Here is a 17109-nt window from a genome sequence, read left to right on the forward strand (position 1 = left end):
CGGCCGCGAGTGGTGGGGTGACGAGGTGACCGCTCGGTGACCGGGACGGTCGACGACCCCGTCGTGCGGGCGGCCTCCGAGGTCATCGGAGGCCCCCGCGGACGGTATGCCGCGGCCCGTGAGCTCCCGTGGGTGCTCACGGCCGCGCTGCTGTCCGCGCTGACGGCCGTCACCGCCGGGCTCGCGATCCTCATCCGCGTGCCCTGCCTGCGCACCGGCTTCACGGGCGATACGCAGTTCTGGAGCGCCTGCTACGCCGACCTGCCTACCGCCTACCGCGACTCGAACCTCAAGGCCGGCCTCGCGGCATACCTCCAGGGCGGCGACGGTGCTCCGGTCACGGGACAGCCACCCCTGACCGGGCTGGTGCTCACCGCCGTCGCGAGCCTCGGGCCCGACGACGGCTCGCTCAAGACGCGCGCCGCCTGGTACTTCGCGCTGTGGTCGGTGCTGCTGACCCTCCTGCTGCTCACGGTCGTGTGGCTCGTCGCCTCGTCGGCGGCCCGACCCTTCTCGGCCGCGCACGTCGCGCTGTCGCCGGTCGTGGTGCTCGCCGGCTTCATCTCCGCCGACATGCTCGGGGTGGCTCTCGCCAGCGCCGGCATGTGGGCGTGGTCGCGGCGCAACCCGACGCTCGCCGGGGTGCTGCTCGGGCTCGCCATGGGCGCCCGGTCGTATCCCGTGCTCATCCTCGTGGCGATCGCGCTGCTCTGCGTGCGGTCCGGGCGGCTGCGCGAGATGGGGAGGGTCGTCGGCTACGCCCTGCTGACCTTCGGCGCCCTGCTCTCGGGCCTCTGGCTGCTCAACCCGGGGGCGGCCGCGTCGCCCTACCAGCAGTGGGCGTCGGCGGGAGCCGGCTACGGCTCGCCGTGGCTGCTGCCGCAGCTCGCCGGGCACGCACTGCCCGCGGGTGCCGTGACGGCGCTCGCCGTCGTCGGCTGGCTCGTCGCCCTGGTGGTGGGGGCCGTGCTCGCCCTGTCGTCGGCCCGGCGCCCGACGATCGCCGAGGTGTCGCTCGTCATGGTCGGCCTCGTCCTCGTCACCGGCAAGTCGTTCACCGTGCAGAGCTCGCTGTGGCTCGTGCCCCTCGTCGCGTGGTGCGCCCTCCAGTGGCGCGACCACCTCATGTGGGCAGGCGCCGAGGCCCTCAACTTCGTCGCCGTGTGGCTGACGATCGCCGCGACGACCGTGCCCGACCGCGGCCTGCCGCCGGCGTGGTACGCCTTCTTCTCGATGCTGCGCGTCGTGGCCGTGCTGTGGCTGGTGGCGGTCGTGTGGCTGCGGGCGCGCGACCGGTGGAGCCGGTCGAGCGCCGAGCCCGACGACCTCGCCGGGCCGATGAGCGGCGCCGAGGACCGGCTGATCGTCCGCTTCTCCTGAGCGATGACGGCGCGGCGGCGCTGCGGATTCGGCGTATGCCGTCCGGCCCGGTAGTCTTGCCCAGTTCGCCGTGTGCCCGGTGGCCTGTGGATCGACCCGACCGATGTCGGTGAGGTCTGCGAGGCTGAACCCGGCTGGAAGATCAGGCCGGGCCCCAGGCTCGCGGCGGGACGAATGCAACCCTCCTGTCACGAGAGAGACTCGTGACCGCCAAGACCAGAGGAGGTGGGTTAGAAGCATGCGTCAGTACGAACTCATGGTCATCCTCGACCCGGAGACCGAAGAGCGCACCGTCGACAAGACGATGGACAAGTTCCTCACCGTCGTGAAGAACGACGGGGGCACCGTCGAGAACGTCGACATCTGGGGCCGCCGCCGTCTCGCCTACGACATCAAGAAGAAGTCCGAGGGCATCTACGTCGTCGTCAACATGACGACCGAGCCGGCCACCGCCCAGGAGCTCGACCGCCAGCTGAACCTCAGCGAGTCGGTCATGCGCACCAAGCTGCTGCGCCCCGGCGCCTGATTCAGCGAAGATACTGATCCGCTCGATCAACCGACGAAGGACTGGTCCATGGCAGGCGACACCGTCATCACGATCATCGGCAACCTGACCGCCGACCCCGAGCTGCGTTTCACGCCGTCCGGAGCCGCGGTCGCGAACTTCACCGTGGCCTCGACGCCGCGGCAGTTCGACCGCCAGAGCAATGAGTGGAAGGACGGCGAGACGCTGTTCATGCGCTGCTCGGTGTGGCGCGACGCGGCGGAGAACGTCGCCGAGTCGTGCCAGCGGGGCATGCGCGTGATCGTGTCCGGCCGGCTGAAGTCTCGTTCCTACGAGACGAAGGAAGGCGAGAAGCGCACCGTCGTGGAGATGGACGTCGACGAGATCGGCCCGTCCCTGCGCAGTGCCACCGCAAAGGTCAACAAGACCCAGCGCGGTGGTGGCGGTGGTGGCGGCTTCGGCGGCGGCCAGGGCAACCAGGGCGGCGGCTGGAGCGGTGGCTCCGGCGGCGGCCAGGCCGAGGACCCGTGGGCGACCGGCGGTTCCGCCGGTGGCCAGGCGGCCCCGGCTTCAGGCGGCGGCCAGGGCGGCTGGAACCAGCCCTCGGGCGGTGGCCAGCCCGCGGCAGGTGGCCAGCAGGGTGGTGGGTGGGGCGCAGCCCCCAGCTACGACGAGCCCCCCTTCTGATCGAGCAGGTCAGCACCGTCGTCCGGTGACCGAGCCGGACGGCATACCCCGTAGTTCTTAACCCATCCCGGGGCACCTCCCCCGGGCTCTCATCAAGAAGGAGAGCACCACGATGGCAAAGCCCGTTGTGCGCAAGCCCAAGAAGAAGGCCAACCCGCTGAAGGCGGCGAAGGTCGAGAACATCGACTACAAGGACACTGCGCTCCTGCGCAAGTTCATCTCCGACCGCGGCAAGATCCGCGCGCGTCGCGTGACCGGTGTGTCCGTCCAGGAGCAGCGTCTCATCGCCACGGCCGTCAAGAACGCCCGTGAGATGGCCCTGCTGCCCTACTCGAGCTCGGCTCGCTGAGCCCGTTCGGGAACGAGGAGAACACCATGAAGCTCATTCTCACGCACGAGGTCACCGGCCTCGGTGCTGCTGGTGACATCGTCGAGGTCAAGGACGGCTACGGCCGTAACTTCCTCATGCCGCGCGGTCTCGCGACCCCGTGGACCAAGGGCGGCCAGAAGCAGGTCGACGCCCTGACCAAGGGCCGTGCGGTCCGCGAGATCAAGGACCTCGACACCGCCAAGGGTGTCAAGGGCCAGCTCGAGGCCACGTCGGTCAAGGTCCCGGCCAAGTCCGGCCAGTCCGGTCGCCTCTTCGGCGCCGTCAGCAACGGCGACATCGCTGCCGCCGTCAAGGCTGCCGGTGGCCCGGAGCTCGACAAGCGCAAGATCGAGGTCAAGCAGGCCATCAAGACGCTCGGCTCCTACGAGGCGACCGTCCGTCTGCACCCCGAGGTCGCGGCGACCCTCAAGTTCGAGGTCGTCCCCGCCTGACCCTCGAGGTCTGAAGCACGCCGAAGGGCCGGGCTCCGCATCACGCGGAGCCCGGCCCTTCGCCGTGCGAGGGCCCGTCACGCAGCCGATGCCGGTCACGCCGGGGCGCCTGCGGGCGACGCGCACACCCTCGGGCCGGCTGCACGCCGTGCTCCGTGCCCGCTGACCCGAGAGTGTGCCGCTGGCGCGCCGACGAGTCCGCCGGCACCCCCATCTCCAGCGACGGGTCAGGTGGAGTCGCGGACGACGAGCTCGGTGTCGAGGGTCGTCACGCGCGGCGGGGACTCTCCCGCGAGCAGTCGTAGCAGGGTGTCGGCCATGACGACGCCCATCTCCCGGGCGGGCTGGGCCACGGTGGTCAGGCCGACCTTGCCGCGGGTGGCGTACTTGCTGTTGTCGAAACCGACGACAGCGACGTCGTCGGGGACCCGCAGCCCCCGCTCCTCGAGCGCGAGCAGCGCTCCGCTCGCCATGAGGTCGCTCGCGACGAAGAGCGCGTCGATGTCGGGGTACTCGTCGATGAGGGCCAGCGCGGCGCGGATGCCACCGGCCTCGGTGAAGTCGCCCCGCGCCAAGCGGTGGTCGGGCAGCCCGGCCCCCGCGAGGGCGTCGCGCCAGCCTTGCTCGCGGTCGACCGAGGCCGGCATGTCGGCCGGGCCCGTGATCGTCGCGATCGCCGTGCGCCCGCGGTCGATGAGGTGCTGGGTGCCCCGGACGCCGCCGAGACGGTTGTCGACGTCGATGTAGTAGTCGCCGTCGACGGCCGCCTCACCGATCGGCCGGCCACCGAAGACGACGGGCAGGGAGCGGCTGAGCGAGGTGAGGAAGTGGTCGCCGGAGTGGTGCGAGACGACGATGGCCCCGTCGACGTTGCCGCCGAGCAGGTAGCGCTTCGTCTTGTCCGAAGGCGAGCTCGGGCTGGTCAGCTGGAGGTTGAGCACGTAGTCGCTGTCGTCGAGCCGGTCGCTGATGCCCTGGACGACGTCGGCGAAGTAGGGGTCGCCGAAGAAGCGGTGGGTGTCCTCGGGCACGACGAGGGCGATCGACATCGTCGCGCGCGCGACGAGTGACCGCGCGGCCCGGTTGGGCACGTAGTCGAGCTCGGCGATCGCCTTCTCGACGACGGCGAGCACGTCGGGGCTGACCCGGGGCGAGCCGTTGATGACGCGCGAGACCGTGGCCCGGGAAACGCCGGCCACCCGGGCGACCTCCTCGAGGGTGGGTCGCCCGACGGGAGTGGCGGGCGTCCCTTCGCTCATGCTGTCGATTCTCCTGCGGGTTCGTCGCCGTCGCCGCTCCCAGCCGAACCGTCCCACGGGGTGGGCAGCCGGCGCGTGGCGATGATGCGGGCGTAGTCGAGGGCGCTCGCCTTGGGGGTGCGCACCTGGGTGTCGTAGTCGACTCGGACGATACCGAAGCGCTTGGCGTAGCCCCAGGCCCATTCGAAGTTGTCGAGCAGGGACCAGTAGAAGTAGCCGCGCACGGGCACGCCCGCGTCGACGGCGTCGAGGACCGCGCCCAGGTGTGCGCGGACGTATGCCGTGCGGCCGCGGTCGTCGACGAAGCCGTCCTCGTCGGGGACGTCGTCGAAGGCGGCGCCGTTCTCCGTCACGTGCAGGGCCACGCCGGCCGGGCCGGCGTAGTCCTGCTGGAGCCGGGCGAGCAGGCGGGTCAGGCCCTCGGGCTGGATCTCCCAGTCCATCGCGGTGACGGGCAGGCCGCGGGGGTGGCGGTGCGCTTCGTCGGCCGCGGGGAAGGGCGAGCGGGTGACCCGGCCACCGTTGACGCTGTCGTCGAGTGCGGCGCTCGGTGGCTCGTGCCCGATGGCCTCGCCGTTGTAGTAGTTGACGCCGAGGACGTCGATGGGCGTCGAGATGACGTCGAGGTCGCCGTCCATGATGTGGTCCTCGAGGCCCAGATGGCGGACGTCCTCGAGGAGGTCGGCGGGGTACTCGCCGCGGAAGATCGGGTCGAGGAAGACCCGGTTCATCTGGGCGTCGACGCGGCGGGCGGCATCGACGTCGCGCGGGTCGGACGGGTCGACCGGGTCGGCCACCGTGAAGTTGAGCGTCAGGCCGAGCTCGAGCGCGGCGTCGCGGGCCCGCAGCTCCTGCACGACCCGGCCGTGACCGAGCATGAGGTGGTGCGCGGCGGTGAGGCCGTCGGCGGGTGAGGTGCGTCCCGGCGCGTGCATGCCGGCCGTGTAGCCGAGGAAGGCCGAGCAGAACGGCTCGTTGAGGGTCGTCCAGGTGCTCACGCGGTCGCCGAGCCGGTCGTGCACCGCCAGGGCGTAGTCGACGAAGCGGTCGACCGTCTCGCGGGAGGTCCACCCGCCACGGTCCTCGAGGGCCTGCGGCAGGTCCCAGTGGTAGAGCGTCAGCCACGGCGCGATGCCCGACTCGATGAGGGAGTCGACGAGACGCTCGTAGAAGTCGAGGCCCTTGGCGTTGACCGGTCCGCCGTCGGGGCAGACGCGCGCCCATGACGTCGAGAAGCGGTAGGACTGCATCCCCAGCGACTTCATGAGGGCGACGTCGCCGGCATACCGGTGGTAGTGCTCGCAGGCGACGTCACCGGTGTCCCCGTTCACGACGGCACCCGGGGTGTGCGAGAAGGTGTCCCAGATGGAGTCGGTGCGCCCGTCCTCGTGGCGAGCCCCCTCGATCTGGAAGGCGGCGGTCGCGACGCCGAGGACGAAGTCCTGCGGCACCGGGCGGGACTCTGCCACAGGACGACCCGTGGCCGAGGCCGTGAGGGGCTGGTGGGTGTGCGGCTGGTCGGTCATCCCTTGACTGCTCCTTGCATGATGCCGGAGACGAGCTGCCTCCCGGCGAAGACGAACAGGACGATGAGCGGAAGTGCCATGAGCACGACGCCGTTGAGCACGAGGGAGTAGTCGACGAAGTATGCGGCCTGCAGCTGTTGCAGGGCTACGGGCAGGGTCGGGTTGCCCGGGTCGAGGATGATGAACGGCCAGAAGAAGTTGGTCCACGTCGCGATGAAGGTGAACAGGCCGAGCATCGCAGCGCCGGGGCGGGCGGCGGGCAGCGCGATGGACCAGAAGGTCCGCAGGGTCGAGGCGCCGTCGACGCGCGCGGCCTCGATGAGCTCGTCGGGCAGGGCCTCCTGGAGGTACTGCGTCATCCAGAAGACGCCGAAGGCGCTGACGGCGCTGGGCAGGATGACGGCCCAGAGGCTGCCGATCCAGCCGAGCTTGCTCATGACGATGAAGAGCGGCACGATCCCGAGCTGTGTCGGTACGGCCATCGTCGCGATGACGAAGACGAGCAGCCCGTTGCGTCCGCGGAAGCGCAGCTTGGCGAACGCGAAGCCGGCCATCGCCGAGAAGAGCACGACGAGCACGGCCACCGTGGTGCTGACGAAGATGCTGTTGCCGAGGGCCTTCCAGAACGGGACCGTCGTGACGACGGTGCTCGCGTTCTGGAGGAAGTGCCCGCCCGGGACGAGCGAGAACGGGTCCTGCACGATGGCGGCCGAGTCCTTGCTGCCGATGACGTAGGACCACCAGAGCGGGAAGGCCGAGCCGACGAGGACGATCGCCAGGACGACGTATGCCGTGGGGCTGGCCTGGGTGCGGCGCATCAGCCGGGAGCCACGTCGGGTCTTCGGGAGGGTCGAGGTGGTCATCGCTGTCCCTTCGAGGCGATCCGGCGGGTGACGAGGAAGTTGACGACCGCGAAGACGATGACGATGAGGAAGAGCATCCAGGCGACGGCGGCGGCGCGGCCGAAGTTCTTCTGCGTCCAGCCGAGCTGGTAGAGGTACAGGGTCAGCGTCTGCCACTGCCGGTCGGCGCCGCCGAGGCCGTACTGGTCGTACATCCGCGGCTCGTCGAAGATCTGCAGGCCGCCGATCGTCGAGGTGATGACGACGAAGATGATGGTCGCTCGCAGCTGCGGGATCGTGATCGAGAAGAAGGTGCGGATGCGTCCAGCGCCGTCGATCATGGCCGCCTCGTAGTAGTCGCGCGGGATGGCCTGCATGGCCGCCAGGAAGATCAGGGCGTTGTAGCCGGTCCACCGGAAGTTGACCATCGTCGCGATGGCGACGTGGCTCGGCAGGACCTCCTTGTGCCACTGGATCGGGTCGATGCCGACGAGGCCGAGCAGGTGGTTGACGAGGCCGAACTTGTCGCCGAAGAGGTCGCTGAAGATCAGGGCGACGGCCACGGGTGCCACGACATAGGGCAGCAGGACGCCCATCCGCCAGAAGGTGCGGGCCCGCAGGCCGCTGTCGAGGGCGGCGGCGATGAGCAGCGCCGCGATGACCTGCGGCACGCTCGAGAGCAGGAAGATGCTGACGGTGTTCTTCAACGCGTTCCAGAAGTAGGGCTGCGAGAGGACGTCCGCGTAGTTCTTGAGGCCGACGAAGTCGCCCTGGCCTCCGATGAGGCTCCACTTGTGGAGCGAGACCCACGCCGTGTAGAGCAGCGGGAAGAGCCCGACGACGCCGAAGAGGATGAAGAACGGAGAGACGTACGCGTAGGGGGCGCCCTTCTCGTCCAGCCGGGTCAGGCGGCGGCGCCACCCGGAGCGGGGGGTCATCGGCGAACGGCTCACGAAACCGGGTGCGTCGCCGGGGAGGGGCCCGGTCGTGCGGGCAGGGGTCTGGACGGACATGCTCTTCCGATCGTCGGGTGGACGGCCCGGTGCGGTGGAGGTGCGCCGGGCCGTCCACGGCCGGCTGGGGGTCAGGTCAGCCGAGCGCCTTGACGTCGCCGACCCACTTGTCCCAGGACTCCTGCGGGGAGGTGCCCTGCTCGACACGGGTCAGGGCCTGCTGCATCGCGTCGTTGATCGCGAAGTAGTGGGTGCCCTTGTACGGCGTGATGGTGACGGCCTTGGCGCGGTCGGCGAAGATCTGGCCGGTCGGCGCGTTGTTGAAGGAGGCCACGGTGAAGGAGAGCAGGTCCTGGCTCTCGAGCGCCTGCTTCTGGCTGGGGAAGGCACCGACCTTCTTGAAGGCCTTGATCTGCTGCTCGGGCGCGGTCAGCCACGCGGCGAGCTCCTGGGCCTCCTTCGGGTGGGCGCTCTGCTTCGGCACGGTCAGGTAGCTGCCGCCCCAGTTGCCGCCGCCGCCGGGGAAGGTGTTGGCGACGTCCCAGCCCTTGACGCCCTTGGCGTTGCCCTCGATGACACCGACCATCCAGCCGGGGCAGAGCATGGTCGCGAAGCCGTTCTTCTGGTAGCTCGCGGTCCAGTCGTCGCCCCACTGCTGGAGCTTGGCGGAGAGGCCGTCGGTGATGCCGGCCTGGATGACCTGGTCGTAGATCTTCTTGACCTCGGCGTTGTCGGTCGCCGTGATCGCGTCGTCGCTCGGGCTCTCGTAGGCGGCCTCGAGCTGGTTGACCATGCCCTGGTAGGTGGCGCCGATGCTGTCGAAGAAGGGGACCTTCGACTTGGCCTTGAACTGCTTGCCGGCGGCGAAGTAGCTCTCCCACGTGGTGCCGAACAGCTTCGCGACCGAGTCGCGGTCGCTGGGCAGACCGGCGGCCTTGAAGAGGTCGCTGCGGTAGCAGATGGCCTCGGGGCCGGAGTCGGTGCCGTAGCCGATGAGGTGACCGTCGGCGTCGGTGGCGGCCTTGGCCTTCCAGTCGAGCCAGCGGCCCTGGACGTCGGCAGAGTTGAGGTCGTTGAACTTGTCGGAGTACTGGAGCATCTCCGGGAGCCAGTCGACCTCGACGGCTTCGACGTCGGCCATGCCGCTGCCGGCCGAGAGGCGGGTGAAGAAGTTGTCGCGGGCCTCGTTGGAGGTCGCGGCCTTCTTGTGGGTGACCTTGATGTTCGGGTGCGACTTCTCGAACTCGGGGATGAGCTCCTCGTAGCCGAACTGGTTGAAGGTGGCGAGCGTCAGGGTGACCGGTCCGCCACCTCCCGTGCTGCCGGCCTGGGTGGAGGGGCTGTCGCCACCCGAGGCCGAGCCGCAGGCCGAGAGGGCCAGCATGCCGACGGTGAGGGTGGCGAGTACGGCGTGGCGAGAGCGCACGGAGGGCGCGCCGATCCGGGTGGAACGGGATGTCATGGAGAGCTCCTTTGGTCTCATCCCCAATGTGGGTGTGAGAGCGCTCTCCGTGCTGGGATTCCAGTCGTGAGAGCGCTCTCACGAGGAGAATGGGGGTGCCGGTGGGCATCGGTCAAGGGCCGTGACCATTCCGTGACCTGATCGCCGCTAGCGTGGAGGTCGAGACGCCGGCGCGGGCCCGGCACCGGTGGGAGGCTCCCATGACCGTCTACGACCTCGTCGCGATCGGTCGCGTGGGCGTCGACCTGTACCCCCTCCAGCACGGCGTCACGCTGGACGAGGTGCGCACCTTCGAGAAGTTCCTCGGCGGCAGTCCGGCCAACGTGACGGTCGCCGCGGCCCGCCACGGCCGGCGCGCGTCACTTGTCAGCGCGACGGCCGACGACGCCTTCGGACGCTTCGTGCATCGGGAGCTGCTGCAGCTCGGGGTCGACGACGCGCACGTCCAGACCATCACCGGTGGCCCGCCCACGCCGGTCACCTTCTGCGAGGTCTTCCCGCCGGACCACTTCCCCATCTGGTTCTATCGCTACCCGATCGCGCCAGACCTGCTCATCACGGCGGAATCCCTTCCGCTGCAAGCGATCCGCGAGGCCAAGGTCTACTGGTCCACCGTGACAGGCCTCAGCCAGGAGCCCAGCAGAGCGGCGCACCAGGCCGCGTGGGAGGAGCGCGGACGAGCGCCACTCACCGTCCTCGACCTCGACTACCGACCCGTCTTCTGGCGCGACGCCGACGAGGCTCGCCGTCAGGTGCGCGAGGGCCTGCGTCACGCCACCGTCGCCGTCGGCAACCTCGAGGAGTGCGAGATCGCCACGGGGGAGGCCGACGCCGAGCGCGCCGCCCGGGCGCTGCTCGCCGCGGGCGTCGAGCTCGCCGTCGTCAAGCAGGGCCCGCGCGGGGTGCTGGCCATGACGCCGACCGAGCAGGTGAGCGTCGGGGCCTTCCCCGTTCGCGTCGTCAACGGTCTCGGCGCGGGTGACGCGTTCGGCGGAGCGCTCGTGCACGGCCTCCTCGAGGGATGGGACCTCGAGCGGACCCTCCACTTCGCCAACGTCGCCGGCGCGCTCGTCGCCGGGCGGCTCGGCTGCTCGACGGCGATGCCGACGACGGCCGAGGTCCAGGCGCTGCTCTCGGACGTCGAGGTCGCCGACGGCGCGATGTGAGTCCCGGCAGGTGGTTCGCCGGGCACCGACCGGGCCCGAAAACGAGAAAACCCGCCCCTGCTGGTCACGTCGCCGAACTCGACCAGCAGGGGCAGGTGCTCTTTGACCCGGTGATCCGACAGGGGGAGGAGATCACCGAGTCGCACAGGAGCAACTCACGAGATCGACTATGAACGCCGGACCTTAAAGAAGACTGGGAAACCGGTAGCAGTTGGCCCTGACTCCGGCGGCGCGGTCCGAAGGGGCCGCGCCGACCCGGCGTGGCGGCATACGCGCCCGTCTCGGTGCGCGAGGTCAGCCGGGGACGGGGGTGGACGCCCCCGGTGGGACCGGCGCCGAGCGGAACGCGCGCGGCGACGACCCGTGCGCACGCTTGAACGCGGCGCTGAAGGCGAACGCGTTGGCGTAGCCGACCGTGTGCGCGACCTGCTCGACTCCGAGGCCCCCCTCGCGGAGCAGGTCGGCGGCCCGCGCCAGCCGCCACTGGGTGAGGTAGGCCATCGGCGACTGGCCGACGAGCTCGGTGAACCGGCGCGACAGGGTTGCCCGCGACACGTGGACGTGGGCGGCGAGGAGGTCGAGGGTCCAGGGGTGGCCCGGCTCGTCGTGCAGCAGCGCGAGCACGCGGCCGACGAGCGGGTCGGAGCCCGCGCTCCACCACGACGGCGCCGAGCCGTCCGCGCGCGAGAACCACTGGCGTACGGCGCCGATCAGCACGAGGTCGACGAGCCGGTCGAGCACGACGTCCTGACCGGGCAGGTCGCGCTGCACCTCGCGGGCGAGCAGCCCGGCCAGCGTGGGGTCGGCCTCGTCCGCCGGGATGACCACCACGTCGGGGAGGGCGTCGAGCAGGCGGCCGGTCACCTGGCTCGCGAGCTCCCACGACGCGGTGAGGAAGGTGGTGTCGCCGGGTCGGTCGCCCGCATTGCCCCACGTGCGGGTGCCGAGACCCAGCGACAGCGCCAGGTGCTCGCCCGTCAGCGACCGGCAGACGTTGCCGGCCCCGATGACGACGCTCGGCCGGGTCGCGACGGCGTCGGCAAAGACCCAGGGGTGGGTGCCCTTGACGAGCGCGAGGTCCCCCTCGTCGAGCCGCATCGGGGCGCCGTGCGCGGGGACGACGTGGGCGCTGCCCGAGACCATGACGACGAGCCCGAGGGCGGCCTCGTCCTCGATGCGGAGCGCCCACGGGGCTGCCATCTCGCAGCGCAGCAGGGAGGCGCCACGGGCGCGGTGGCCGTCCATGACCGTGCTCAGGGTGTCCATCGCCCCACCGTACGCCGGTGAGACGATCGCTGAGGTTGATGAGCCGAATGCGTATTCACCTGCTCATGCGGACGCGGTGTCATGGAGTCATGGACACCACTCTGATGCGCACCGTCACCCTCGCCACCGCCCTCGGCACCGGAGTGCTCGGGGGTGTCTTCGTCGGCTTCTCGACCTTCGTCATGCCGGCGCTCGACCGGCTCGCCGCCGGGGACGCCGTGCGTGCCATGCAGGCCATCAACGTCACCGCCCCGCGCGGGCTCGCCGTGCCGCTCGCCGTGTCGGGGCTCGGGTCGCTCGCCGTCGGCGGGTGGGCCCTCGCCCGCTCGAGCGGCAGTGCCCGCGCACTGCTCGTCGCCGGCGCGCTCACCGGGGTCGTGGCCCTCGGGGTCACCGCGGCCTACCACGTGCCCCGCAACGACGCGCTCGGTCGGGTGGACGCCGGCTCGACCGCCGCGGCGACGGCCTGGCAGGGGTACGCGCCGGGCTGGGTCGCGATGAACCACGTGCGGGCCGCGCTGTCGCTGGCGTCCGCGGGGCTCCTCGTCGCGGGAGTGGTCAAGGGCGGCTGACCGGGCGGGTCAGCGGGCGGGTCAGCGGGCGCCGACCACCATCCAGTCGTCGCCCCGGGCCCGCCACCCGAGCCCGACGCCGCGGATCACCATGAAGGCGGTGAACGCGGCCCAGAGCACGACGACGTCGCGGGTCGGGGAGCCGCTCGGTCCGGCGGACCGCACGGCCAGGATGAGGGGGAGGTAGGCGACGAACGTTGCGACCATGCCCCAGGCGAGCCACCGGCCGTCGCCCGCGCCGATGAGCACGCCGTCGAGGACGAAGACGTAGCCGGCCACCGCCTGCCCGAGCCCGACGACGACGAGGGCCGCGCCGAGCGCCTCCTGGACGGCCGGGTCGGGTGTGAAGAGCGCCGGCACGACCGAGTGCAGCCCGGCGATGACGAGCCCGAGCGCCAGCCCGCCCCACACGCCCCAGCGGACCATCGTGCCCATCGCGAGCCGGACGCCGCCCCGGTCGCCGGCACCGAGCGCGCGACCGGTGATCGCCTGGGCCGCGATCGCGAGGGCGTCGAGCGCGAAGGCGAGGAACGACCAGACCGTCATCGCCACCTGGTGGGCCGCGAGCGTGACGTCACCGAGCGACGCCGCGACCCACGTCGTGACGAGCAGCGTCGCGCGCAGCGCCAGGGTGCGCACGAGCAGGGGTAGGCCGGTGCGTCCGGCTGCGAGGACACGTGCTGGGTGCGGGCGCAGCCGGGCGTGCCTGGCCCGGGCCTTGACGAGCAGCACGGTGACGAGGGCGAGGCCCATGCCGGTCTGGGCGATGACCGTGCCCCACGCGGATCCGGCGATGCCCCAGTGCAACCCGTAGACGAAGACGACGTTGAGCACGATGTTGGCGCCGAAGCCGACGACCGAGGCGACCAGCGGAGTCGTCGTGTCCTGCAGGCCGCGCAGCACGCCGGTGACGGCGAGGATGACGAGCATCGCGGGGATGCCGAGGGCCGAGATGCGCAGGTAGGTGGTCGCCTGCTCGTGCGCGGCGGGGGACGACCCGAAGACCGCGCTGATCGGACCCGCCCAGACCGCGACGGCGGCTGCGGTGACGGCGCCGAGGCCCAGGGCCAACCAGAACCCGTCGATGCCGGCGCTCACCGCGGAGCGCTCGTCGCCGGCGCCGAGGTGACGCGCGACGATGCTCGTCGTGCCGTAGGCGAGGAAGACGAAGATGCCGGCCGCCGTGACGAGGGCCGCGCTCGCGACCCCGAGGCCGGCGAGCTCGGCGGTGCCGAGGTGTCCGATGATCGCCGAGTCGGCGAGCAGGAAGAGCGGCTCGGCGATGAGGGCGAGGAAGGCCGGGACCGCGAGACGGACGATCTCGCGCCGGTGGCTCGTGGGCAGCGGGGAGGTGGGGCTCACGTGAGCGGCCCGAGGTGCTTGAGCGCCTCGCGTCGCGAGAGGCCGGACAGGTCCGGGTGGGCGGCGACGAACGAGCGCACCCACTGCGGGTCGATGCGGGCGTGGTCACGCAGGGCCCAGCCGATCGCCTTGCGGCTGAAGAAGTCCGGGTCGTCGATGTTGGGCTCGATGACGTCGGCGAGGAGCGACTGGTCGAGGCGGTCACGCGCGCCGACCTGGCAGATGATCGCCGCTCGGCGCACCCACAGCGAGTCCGAGCCGGCCCAGTCGCGCATCCGCAGGCCCTCCACCGTCGGGTGGGCGAGCACCGTGTCACGCACGAGGTGCGTCGCGATGTCGTCGCCGACGTCCCACCACGCCCCAGCGCGGATCAGCCTCTCCCACAACGGCATCGCGTCGCTGTCGACCCACGCGCGGTAGGGGCGGTGTCGCGCGAGGGCGATGGCGGCATACCACTGCTCCCGGTGGGTGGCGCCGTCCCACAGGGCGCGGATGGTCGCCTCCCACTGCTCGCGTGACTCCATGGCGAGCCCGGGGTCGCGGAGCAGGGGAGTCAGGGCGGCCTTGAGCTGCGGGGACGTCAGACCGAAGTACGGCATGGCCGACTTCATGTAGCGCTGCTGACCGGCTGCCCGCTCCGCGTCGGCCTCGGCGAGGAGAGCGGCCCGCACCTCCGACACGAGGTCGGGGTGCGCGCCGATCGTCATGCGCCAACCGTAGTCGGCGTCGCCGACCGGGGCGGTCAGCCGTCACCCCGGTCGTGGCCCTCGCATCGCCGCACGTCCCCTGTCCGTGCGGATCGTCGCCGATGCGTCCTCTCACTGTCCGGACGAGGGGGTATGCCGGAGGGCTGGGTCGCGCTCGTCGTCAGGCCGGTCGCACGGCGCGGCCGAGGTAGCCGAAGACCCACGGCCGCATGAGCTTGGGCGTCAGTGCGTACGCCCGGTCGATCTCCTCGATGACGAGGCCGGACTCCGCGACCAGTCGGTCGATCGGGCGGGTGAGGTGGCACCCGTCGAAGACCCTCTTCTGCACCGGCTCGAGGAGGCGCTGCCACCGTTGGACGCCCTCCTCGGGCGCGATGCCGTGCTCGAGGAAATGGAGGGCGCCGCCCGGTCGGAGCACGCGCCGGACCTCGGCGAGGGCACGGTGGACGTCGGGGATGGTGCACAGCGTGAACGTCGACAGGACGGCATCGGCGCTCGCGTCCGGGAGGCTCAACCACTGGCCGTCGAGGTCGCCCCGGACGATCGGGATCGGGCTGCCGGCGCGGCGCCGCGCCCCCAGCTCCCAGCCGAGGTCGGACGGCTCGACGGCGACGACGCGGGTGACGGCGCTCGGGTAGAGCCCGACGTTGTGGCCGCTGCCGAAGCCGAGCTCGACGACCTCGCCGTGCAGACCCCCGCAGGCCCGGGCCCGGAGGGCGCGCACCTTCTCGTCCTCGCTCCCGGCCGCCACGAGCCGCGGCGTGACCTGGGTGGCCCAGATGCCCATGCGGCCAGCGTAGGGGAGCTCACCCGCCGTGCAGGGTGATGACCGGGATCTCCGGCGGGGCGAGGGCCCGGCGGAGAAGGGCGGCGAGCAGCGCGAGGAGCGCCGCGAGGGCCGCGAGGGCCGGCGACGGAGAACGACAGCGAGGTCAGCCGGCGCGGGTCAGGCCGGGGTGCCGAAGCGGACCGCGTTGCGCTCGCGCGCCTTCTGGCGCTCGATCTCGCGGTCCTTGGGCGGAGCCGTCGTCGTCAGATGCTCGAGCAGGTGGGCCGTCGCGTGCGCGACGGCCTCGACCGCCTCGTCGAAGGCGGCCTGGTTGGCGTGGCTGGGCTTGGTGCTCCCGCTGACCTTGCGGACGTACTGCAGCGCGGCGGCACGGACCTCGTCGCTCGTCGCTGGCGGCTCGAAGTTGTGGAGCTGTCGGATGTTGCGGCACATACCTCGACTGTATGTCGCGGCACCGACCCGCGGTCCCTGCCGCTCGCACCCTTCGAGGTGATCGCGCGAGCGGCGTCGGCGTCGAGATCACCTCGACCCGGCGGCGCGACGGTGAACATTTCTCGCCGAAGGGGTTGCCAAACTGAGAGTTAGTAAACTTTACTAACTCTCGTGACCACCGCACTGCCGCGAGCCCGCCGCGTCTCCCCCCGCACCGCCGTGCTGCCCGCCCACGGCCGCCGGCACAACCTCTCGCTCGTGCTCCAGATGCTCTACTCGGTCGGTGCGATGAGCCGGGCCGACCTCGCCCGCCGCCTCGGGATGAGCAAGGTGACCGTCTCCGACCTCGTCTCCGAGCTCATGGACAGCGGTCACGCCGTCGAGCTCGGCCCCTCCGAGGTCGTGCGCCCCGGCAAGCCGGGCACCCTCGTCGACGTCAACCGCACGGGCCTGCAGGCCATCGGCGTCGACCTCGCCGCCCACGAGATGCTGCGCGCCGCCGTGCTCGACCTCGACGGCAACATCCTCGTCCGCGCCGAGCGCCCGATCGGCGACGACTCCGGCCAGGCCGTCGTCGACACCGTCCTCGACCTCGTGCACGAGGTCATCGCGGCCGCCACGGCGCCGCTGCTCGGCATCGGTGTCGGCACCCCCGGCATCGTCGGCCCGGGCGGCGTCGTCGACACGGCCCCCAACCTCGGCTGGAACGACGTGCCGCTGCGTGACATCGTCGCCGACGCGACCGGCCTGCCCGTCTTCGTCGTCAACGACGCCGACGCCGCGGTCCACGCCGACTACACGCTCGGCGACGGCGGCGACGACCTCGTCCTCGTCAAGATCGGGCGCGGTGTCGGTGGCGGCCTCATCGTCGGCGGCCAGCGCGTCCGCGGATCGCACTTCGCCGCGGGCGAGATCGGCCACGTCACCGTCGGCACCGACGGCGGCGCCATGTGCCGCTGCGGCAAGGTCGGCTGCCTCGAGACGTGGATCTCGGCCCCCAACCTCGAGAAGGCGCTCGCCGCGGCGCTCTCCGACGACCCGCAGGAGCCGCTGCGCGAGGCGGGCGAGCGCCTCGGCATCGCCCTCGCCCCCGTCGTCGCCGCCCTCGACCTCTCGGAGGTCGTCCTCAGCGGCCCCGAGCACCTGCTCGGCGGCGTCCTGCGCGACGCCGTCGAGGAGACCCTCCGGACCCGCCTCCTCGCCCGCACCACGACCGACCTCACGGTGCGCCTCGCGCACCGCTCCGACGACATCGTCCTGCGCGGCGCCGCCGTCCTCGTCCTCTGGGACCAGCTCGGGGTCGCCTGACCCCGCCGTCCACCCTGACCGGGCCGGACGGCATACGCCCTCGGCCCACGACAGCGCACCACCCCCTCGA

At 71.5% G+C, this 17109-nt stretch carries 18 protein-coding genes; 8 read left to right on the forward strand and 10 right to left on the reverse strand.

The features are described from left to right. Positions 1–36: 36 nt before the first annotated feature. The 5 genes from ASD90_RS00730 (at position 37) to rplI (ending at position 3394) form a co-directional block, all read left to right on the forward strand. Positions 37–1380: a glycosyltransferase 87 family protein gene (locus ASD90_RS00730; protein ID WP_056750284.1), complete on the forward strand. Its 1344-nt coding sequence runs from the start codon at positions 37–39 to the stop codon at positions 1378–1380. 238 nt (positions 1381–1618) lie between these two features. Next, complete coding sequence (rpsF, locus tag ASD90_RS00735) at positions 1619–1906, forward strand: 30S ribosomal protein S6 (RefSeq protein WP_028785248.1); 288 nt, start codon at positions 1619–1621, stop codon at positions 1904–1906. Positions 1907–1954: 48 nt separating this feature from the next. After that, complete coding sequence (locus tag ASD90_RS00740; RefSeq protein ID WP_056750287.1) at positions 1955–2572, forward strand: single-stranded DNA-binding protein; 618 nt, start codon at positions 1955–1957, stop codon at positions 2570–2572. A gap of 112 nt (positions 2573–2684) precedes the next feature. After that, the gene (gene rpsR, locus ASD90_RS00745; protein ID WP_013494395.1) at positions 2685–2921 is read left to right on the forward strand and encodes a 30S ribosomal protein S18; all 237 of its coding nucleotides are present in this window, start codon (positions 2685–2687) and stop codon (positions 2919–2921) included. Positions 2922–2947: 26 nt separating this feature from the next. Next, complete coding sequence (gene rplI / locus ASD90_RS00750; RefSeq protein ID WP_056750292.1) at positions 2948–3394, forward strand: 50S ribosomal protein L9; 447 nt, start codon at positions 2948–2950, stop codon at positions 3392–3394. A gap of 227 nt (positions 3395–3621) precedes the next feature. Here rplI and ASD90_RS00755 read toward each other — a convergent pair whose 3' ends face one another. The 5 genes from ASD90_RS00755 to ASD90_RS00775 all read right to left on the reverse strand — a co-directional run bounded on the left by ASD90_RS00755 (position 3622) and on the right by ASD90_RS00775 (position 9436). Continuing rightward, positions 3622–4653, reverse strand: coding sequence for a LacI family DNA-binding transcriptional regulator (locus ASD90_RS00755; protein WP_056750295.1), 1032 nt, complete (start codon positions 4651–4653; stop codon positions 3622–3624). After that, on the reverse strand, positions 4650–6179 hold the full coding sequence (locus ASD90_RS00760; RefSeq protein WP_056750298.1) for a GH1 family beta-glucosidase: 1530 nt from the start codon (positions 6177–6179) through the stop codon (positions 4650–4652). Before ASD90_RS00760 ends, ASD90_RS00755 begins: the two co-directional genes overlap by 4 nt. After that, positions 6176–6997 carry a carbohydrate ABC transporter permease gene (locus tag ASD90_RS00765; RefSeq protein ID WP_235506454.1) on the reverse strand — a complete coding sequence of 274 codons (822 nt, stop codon included), beginning with the start codon at positions 6995–6997 and terminating at the stop codon, positions 6176–6178. Before ASD90_RS00765 ends, ASD90_RS00760 begins: the two co-directional genes overlap by 4 nt. A 41-nt stretch (positions 6998–7038) precedes the next feature. Then, a complete protein-coding gene (locus ASD90_RS00770) occupies positions 7039–8034 on the reverse strand; it encodes a carbohydrate ABC transporter permease (RefSeq protein ID WP_157622910.1) in 996 nt (331 codons plus the stop codon). Between the two features lie 76 nt (positions 8035–8110). Beyond that, positions 8111–9436: an extracellular solute-binding protein gene (locus ASD90_RS00775; RefSeq protein WP_056750304.1), complete on the reverse strand. Its 1326-nt coding sequence runs from the start codon at positions 9434–9436 to the stop codon at positions 8111–8113. 200 nt (positions 9437–9636) lie between these two features. On the opposite strand from ASD90_RS00775, the gene iolC reads away from it, so the two are divergent. After that, the gene (gene iolC / locus ASD90_RS00780; protein WP_056754153.1) at positions 9637–10602 is read left to right on the forward strand and encodes a 5-dehydro-2-deoxygluconokinase; all 966 of its coding nucleotides are present in this window, start codon (positions 9637–9639) and stop codon (positions 10600–10602) included. A 294-nt stretch (positions 10603–10896) separates the two neighbouring features. Here the strand turns inward: iolC and ASD90_RS00785 are convergent, their stop codons facing one another. Then, positions 10897–11868, reverse strand: coding sequence for an AraC family transcriptional regulator (locus ASD90_RS00785; RefSeq protein ID WP_056750306.1), 972 nt, complete (start codon positions 11866–11868; stop codon positions 10897–10899). A gap of 89 nt (positions 11869–11957) precedes the next feature. Between ASD90_RS00785 and ASD90_RS00790 the strand changes: the two genes are divergently transcribed. Beyond that, the gene (locus ASD90_RS00790) at positions 11958–12440 is read left to right on the forward strand and encodes a DUF1772 domain-containing protein (protein ID WP_056750309.1); all 483 of its coding nucleotides are present in this window, start codon (positions 11958–11960) and stop codon (positions 12438–12440) included. A 21-nt stretch (positions 12441–12461) separates the two neighbouring features. Here the strand turns inward: ASD90_RS00790 and ASD90_RS00795 are convergent, their stop codons facing one another. From ASD90_RS00795 to ASD90_RS00810, 4 genes are all read right to left on the reverse strand, one after another. Then, a complete protein-coding gene (locus tag ASD90_RS00795; RefSeq protein ID WP_056750311.1) occupies positions 12462–13802 on the reverse strand; it encodes an MATE family efflux transporter in 1341 nt (446 codons plus the stop codon). Then, positions 13799–14509, reverse strand: a complete 711-nt coding sequence (locus ASD90_RS00800; protein WP_056750314.1) for a DNA alkylation repair protein — start codon at positions 14507–14509, stop codon at positions 13799–13801. The genes ASD90_RS00795 and ASD90_RS00800 overlap by 4 nt, the downstream gene beginning before the upstream one ends. 160 nt (positions 14510–14669) lie before the next feature. After that, the gene (locus ASD90_RS00805; protein WP_056750317.1) at positions 14670–15296 is read right to left on the reverse strand and encodes a class I SAM-dependent methyltransferase; all 627 of its coding nucleotides are present in this window, start codon (positions 15294–15296) and stop codon (positions 14670–14672) included. 159 nt (positions 15297–15455) lie between these two features. Further along, positions 15456–15731 (reverse strand): DUF2277 domain-containing protein, encoded by a 276-nt coding sequence (locus ASD90_RS00810; protein WP_056750318.1) that lies wholly within the window; start codon positions 15729–15731, stop codon positions 15456–15458. Between the two features lie 171 nt (positions 15732–15902). Here ASD90_RS00810 and ASD90_RS00815 point away from each other — a divergent pair, with 171 nt between their 5' ends. Further along, the gene (locus ASD90_RS00815; RefSeq protein WP_200958512.1) at positions 15903–17039 is read left to right on the forward strand and encodes an ROK family transcriptional regulator; all 1137 of its coding nucleotides are present in this window, start codon (positions 15903–15905) and stop codon (positions 17037–17039) included. Positions 17040–17109 lie beyond the last annotated feature (70 nt).

It is taken from the genome of Terrabacter sp. Root181, assembly GCF_001428505.1.
In the GTDB taxonomy this organism is placed as follows: domain Bacteria; phylum Actinomycetota; class Actinomycetes; order Actinomycetales; family Dermatophilaceae; genus Terrabacter.

Bases quoted from the DNA above. Each gene is read 5' to 3' on its own strand.
- ASD90_RS00800 (WP_056750314.1), bottom strand. From the start codon at position 14,509: ATGACGATCGGCGCGCACCCCGACCTCGTGTCGGAGGTGCGGGCCGCT.
- ASD90_RS00760 (WP_056750298.1), bottom strand. From the start codon at position 6,179: ATGACCGACCAGCCGCACACCCACCAGCCCCTCACGGCCTCGGCCACG.
- ASD90_RS00810 (WP_056750318.1), bottom strand. From the start codon at position 15,731: ATGTGCCGCAACATCCGACAGCTCCACAACTTCGAGCCGCCAGCGACG.
- ASD90_RS00765 (WP_235506454.1), bottom strand. From the start codon at position 6,997: ATGCGCCGCACCCAGGCCAGCCCCACGGCATACGTCGTCCTGGCGATC.
- ASD90_RS00790 (WP_056750309.1), top strand. From the start codon at position 11,958: ATGGACACCACTCTGATGCGCACCGTCACCCTCGCCACCGCCCTCGGC.
- rplI (WP_056750292.1), top strand. From the start codon at position 2,948: ATGAAGCTCATTCTCACGCACGAGGTCACCGGCCTCGGTGCTGCTGGT.
- ASD90_RS00770 (WP_157622910.1), bottom strand. From the start codon at position 8,034: ATGTCCGTCCAGACCCCTGCCCGCACGACCGGGCCCCTCCCCGGCGAC.
- ASD90_RS00755 (WP_056750295.1), bottom strand. From the start codon at position 4,653: ATGAGCGAAGGGACGCCCGCCACTCCCGTCGGGCGACCCACCCTCGAG.
- ASD90_RS00805 (WP_056750317.1), bottom strand. From the start codon at position 15,296: ATGGGCATCTGGGCCACCCAGGTCACGCCGCGGCTCGTGGCGGCCGGG.
- rpsR (WP_013494395.1), top strand. From the start codon at position 2,685: ATGGCAAAGCCCGTTGTGCGCAAGCCCAAGAAGAAGGCCAACCCGCTG.
- rpsF (WP_028785248.1), top strand. From the start codon at position 1,619: ATGCGTCAGTACGAACTCATGGTCATCCTCGACCCGGAGACCGAAGAG.
- ASD90_RS00775 (WP_056750304.1), bottom strand. From the start codon at position 9,436: ATGACATCCCGTTCCACCCGGATCGGCGCGCCCTCCGTGCGCTCTCGC.
- iolC (WP_056754153.1), top strand. From the start codon at position 9,637: ATGACCGTCTACGACCTCGTCGCGATCGGTCGCGTGGGCGTCGACCTG.
- ASD90_RS00785 (WP_056750306.1), bottom strand. From the start codon at position 11,868: ATGGACACCCTGAGCACGGTCATGGACGGCCACCGCGCCCGTGGCGCC.
- ASD90_RS00740 (WP_056750287.1), top strand. From the start codon at position 1,955: ATGGCAGGCGACACCGTCATCACGATCATCGGCAACCTGACCGCCGAC.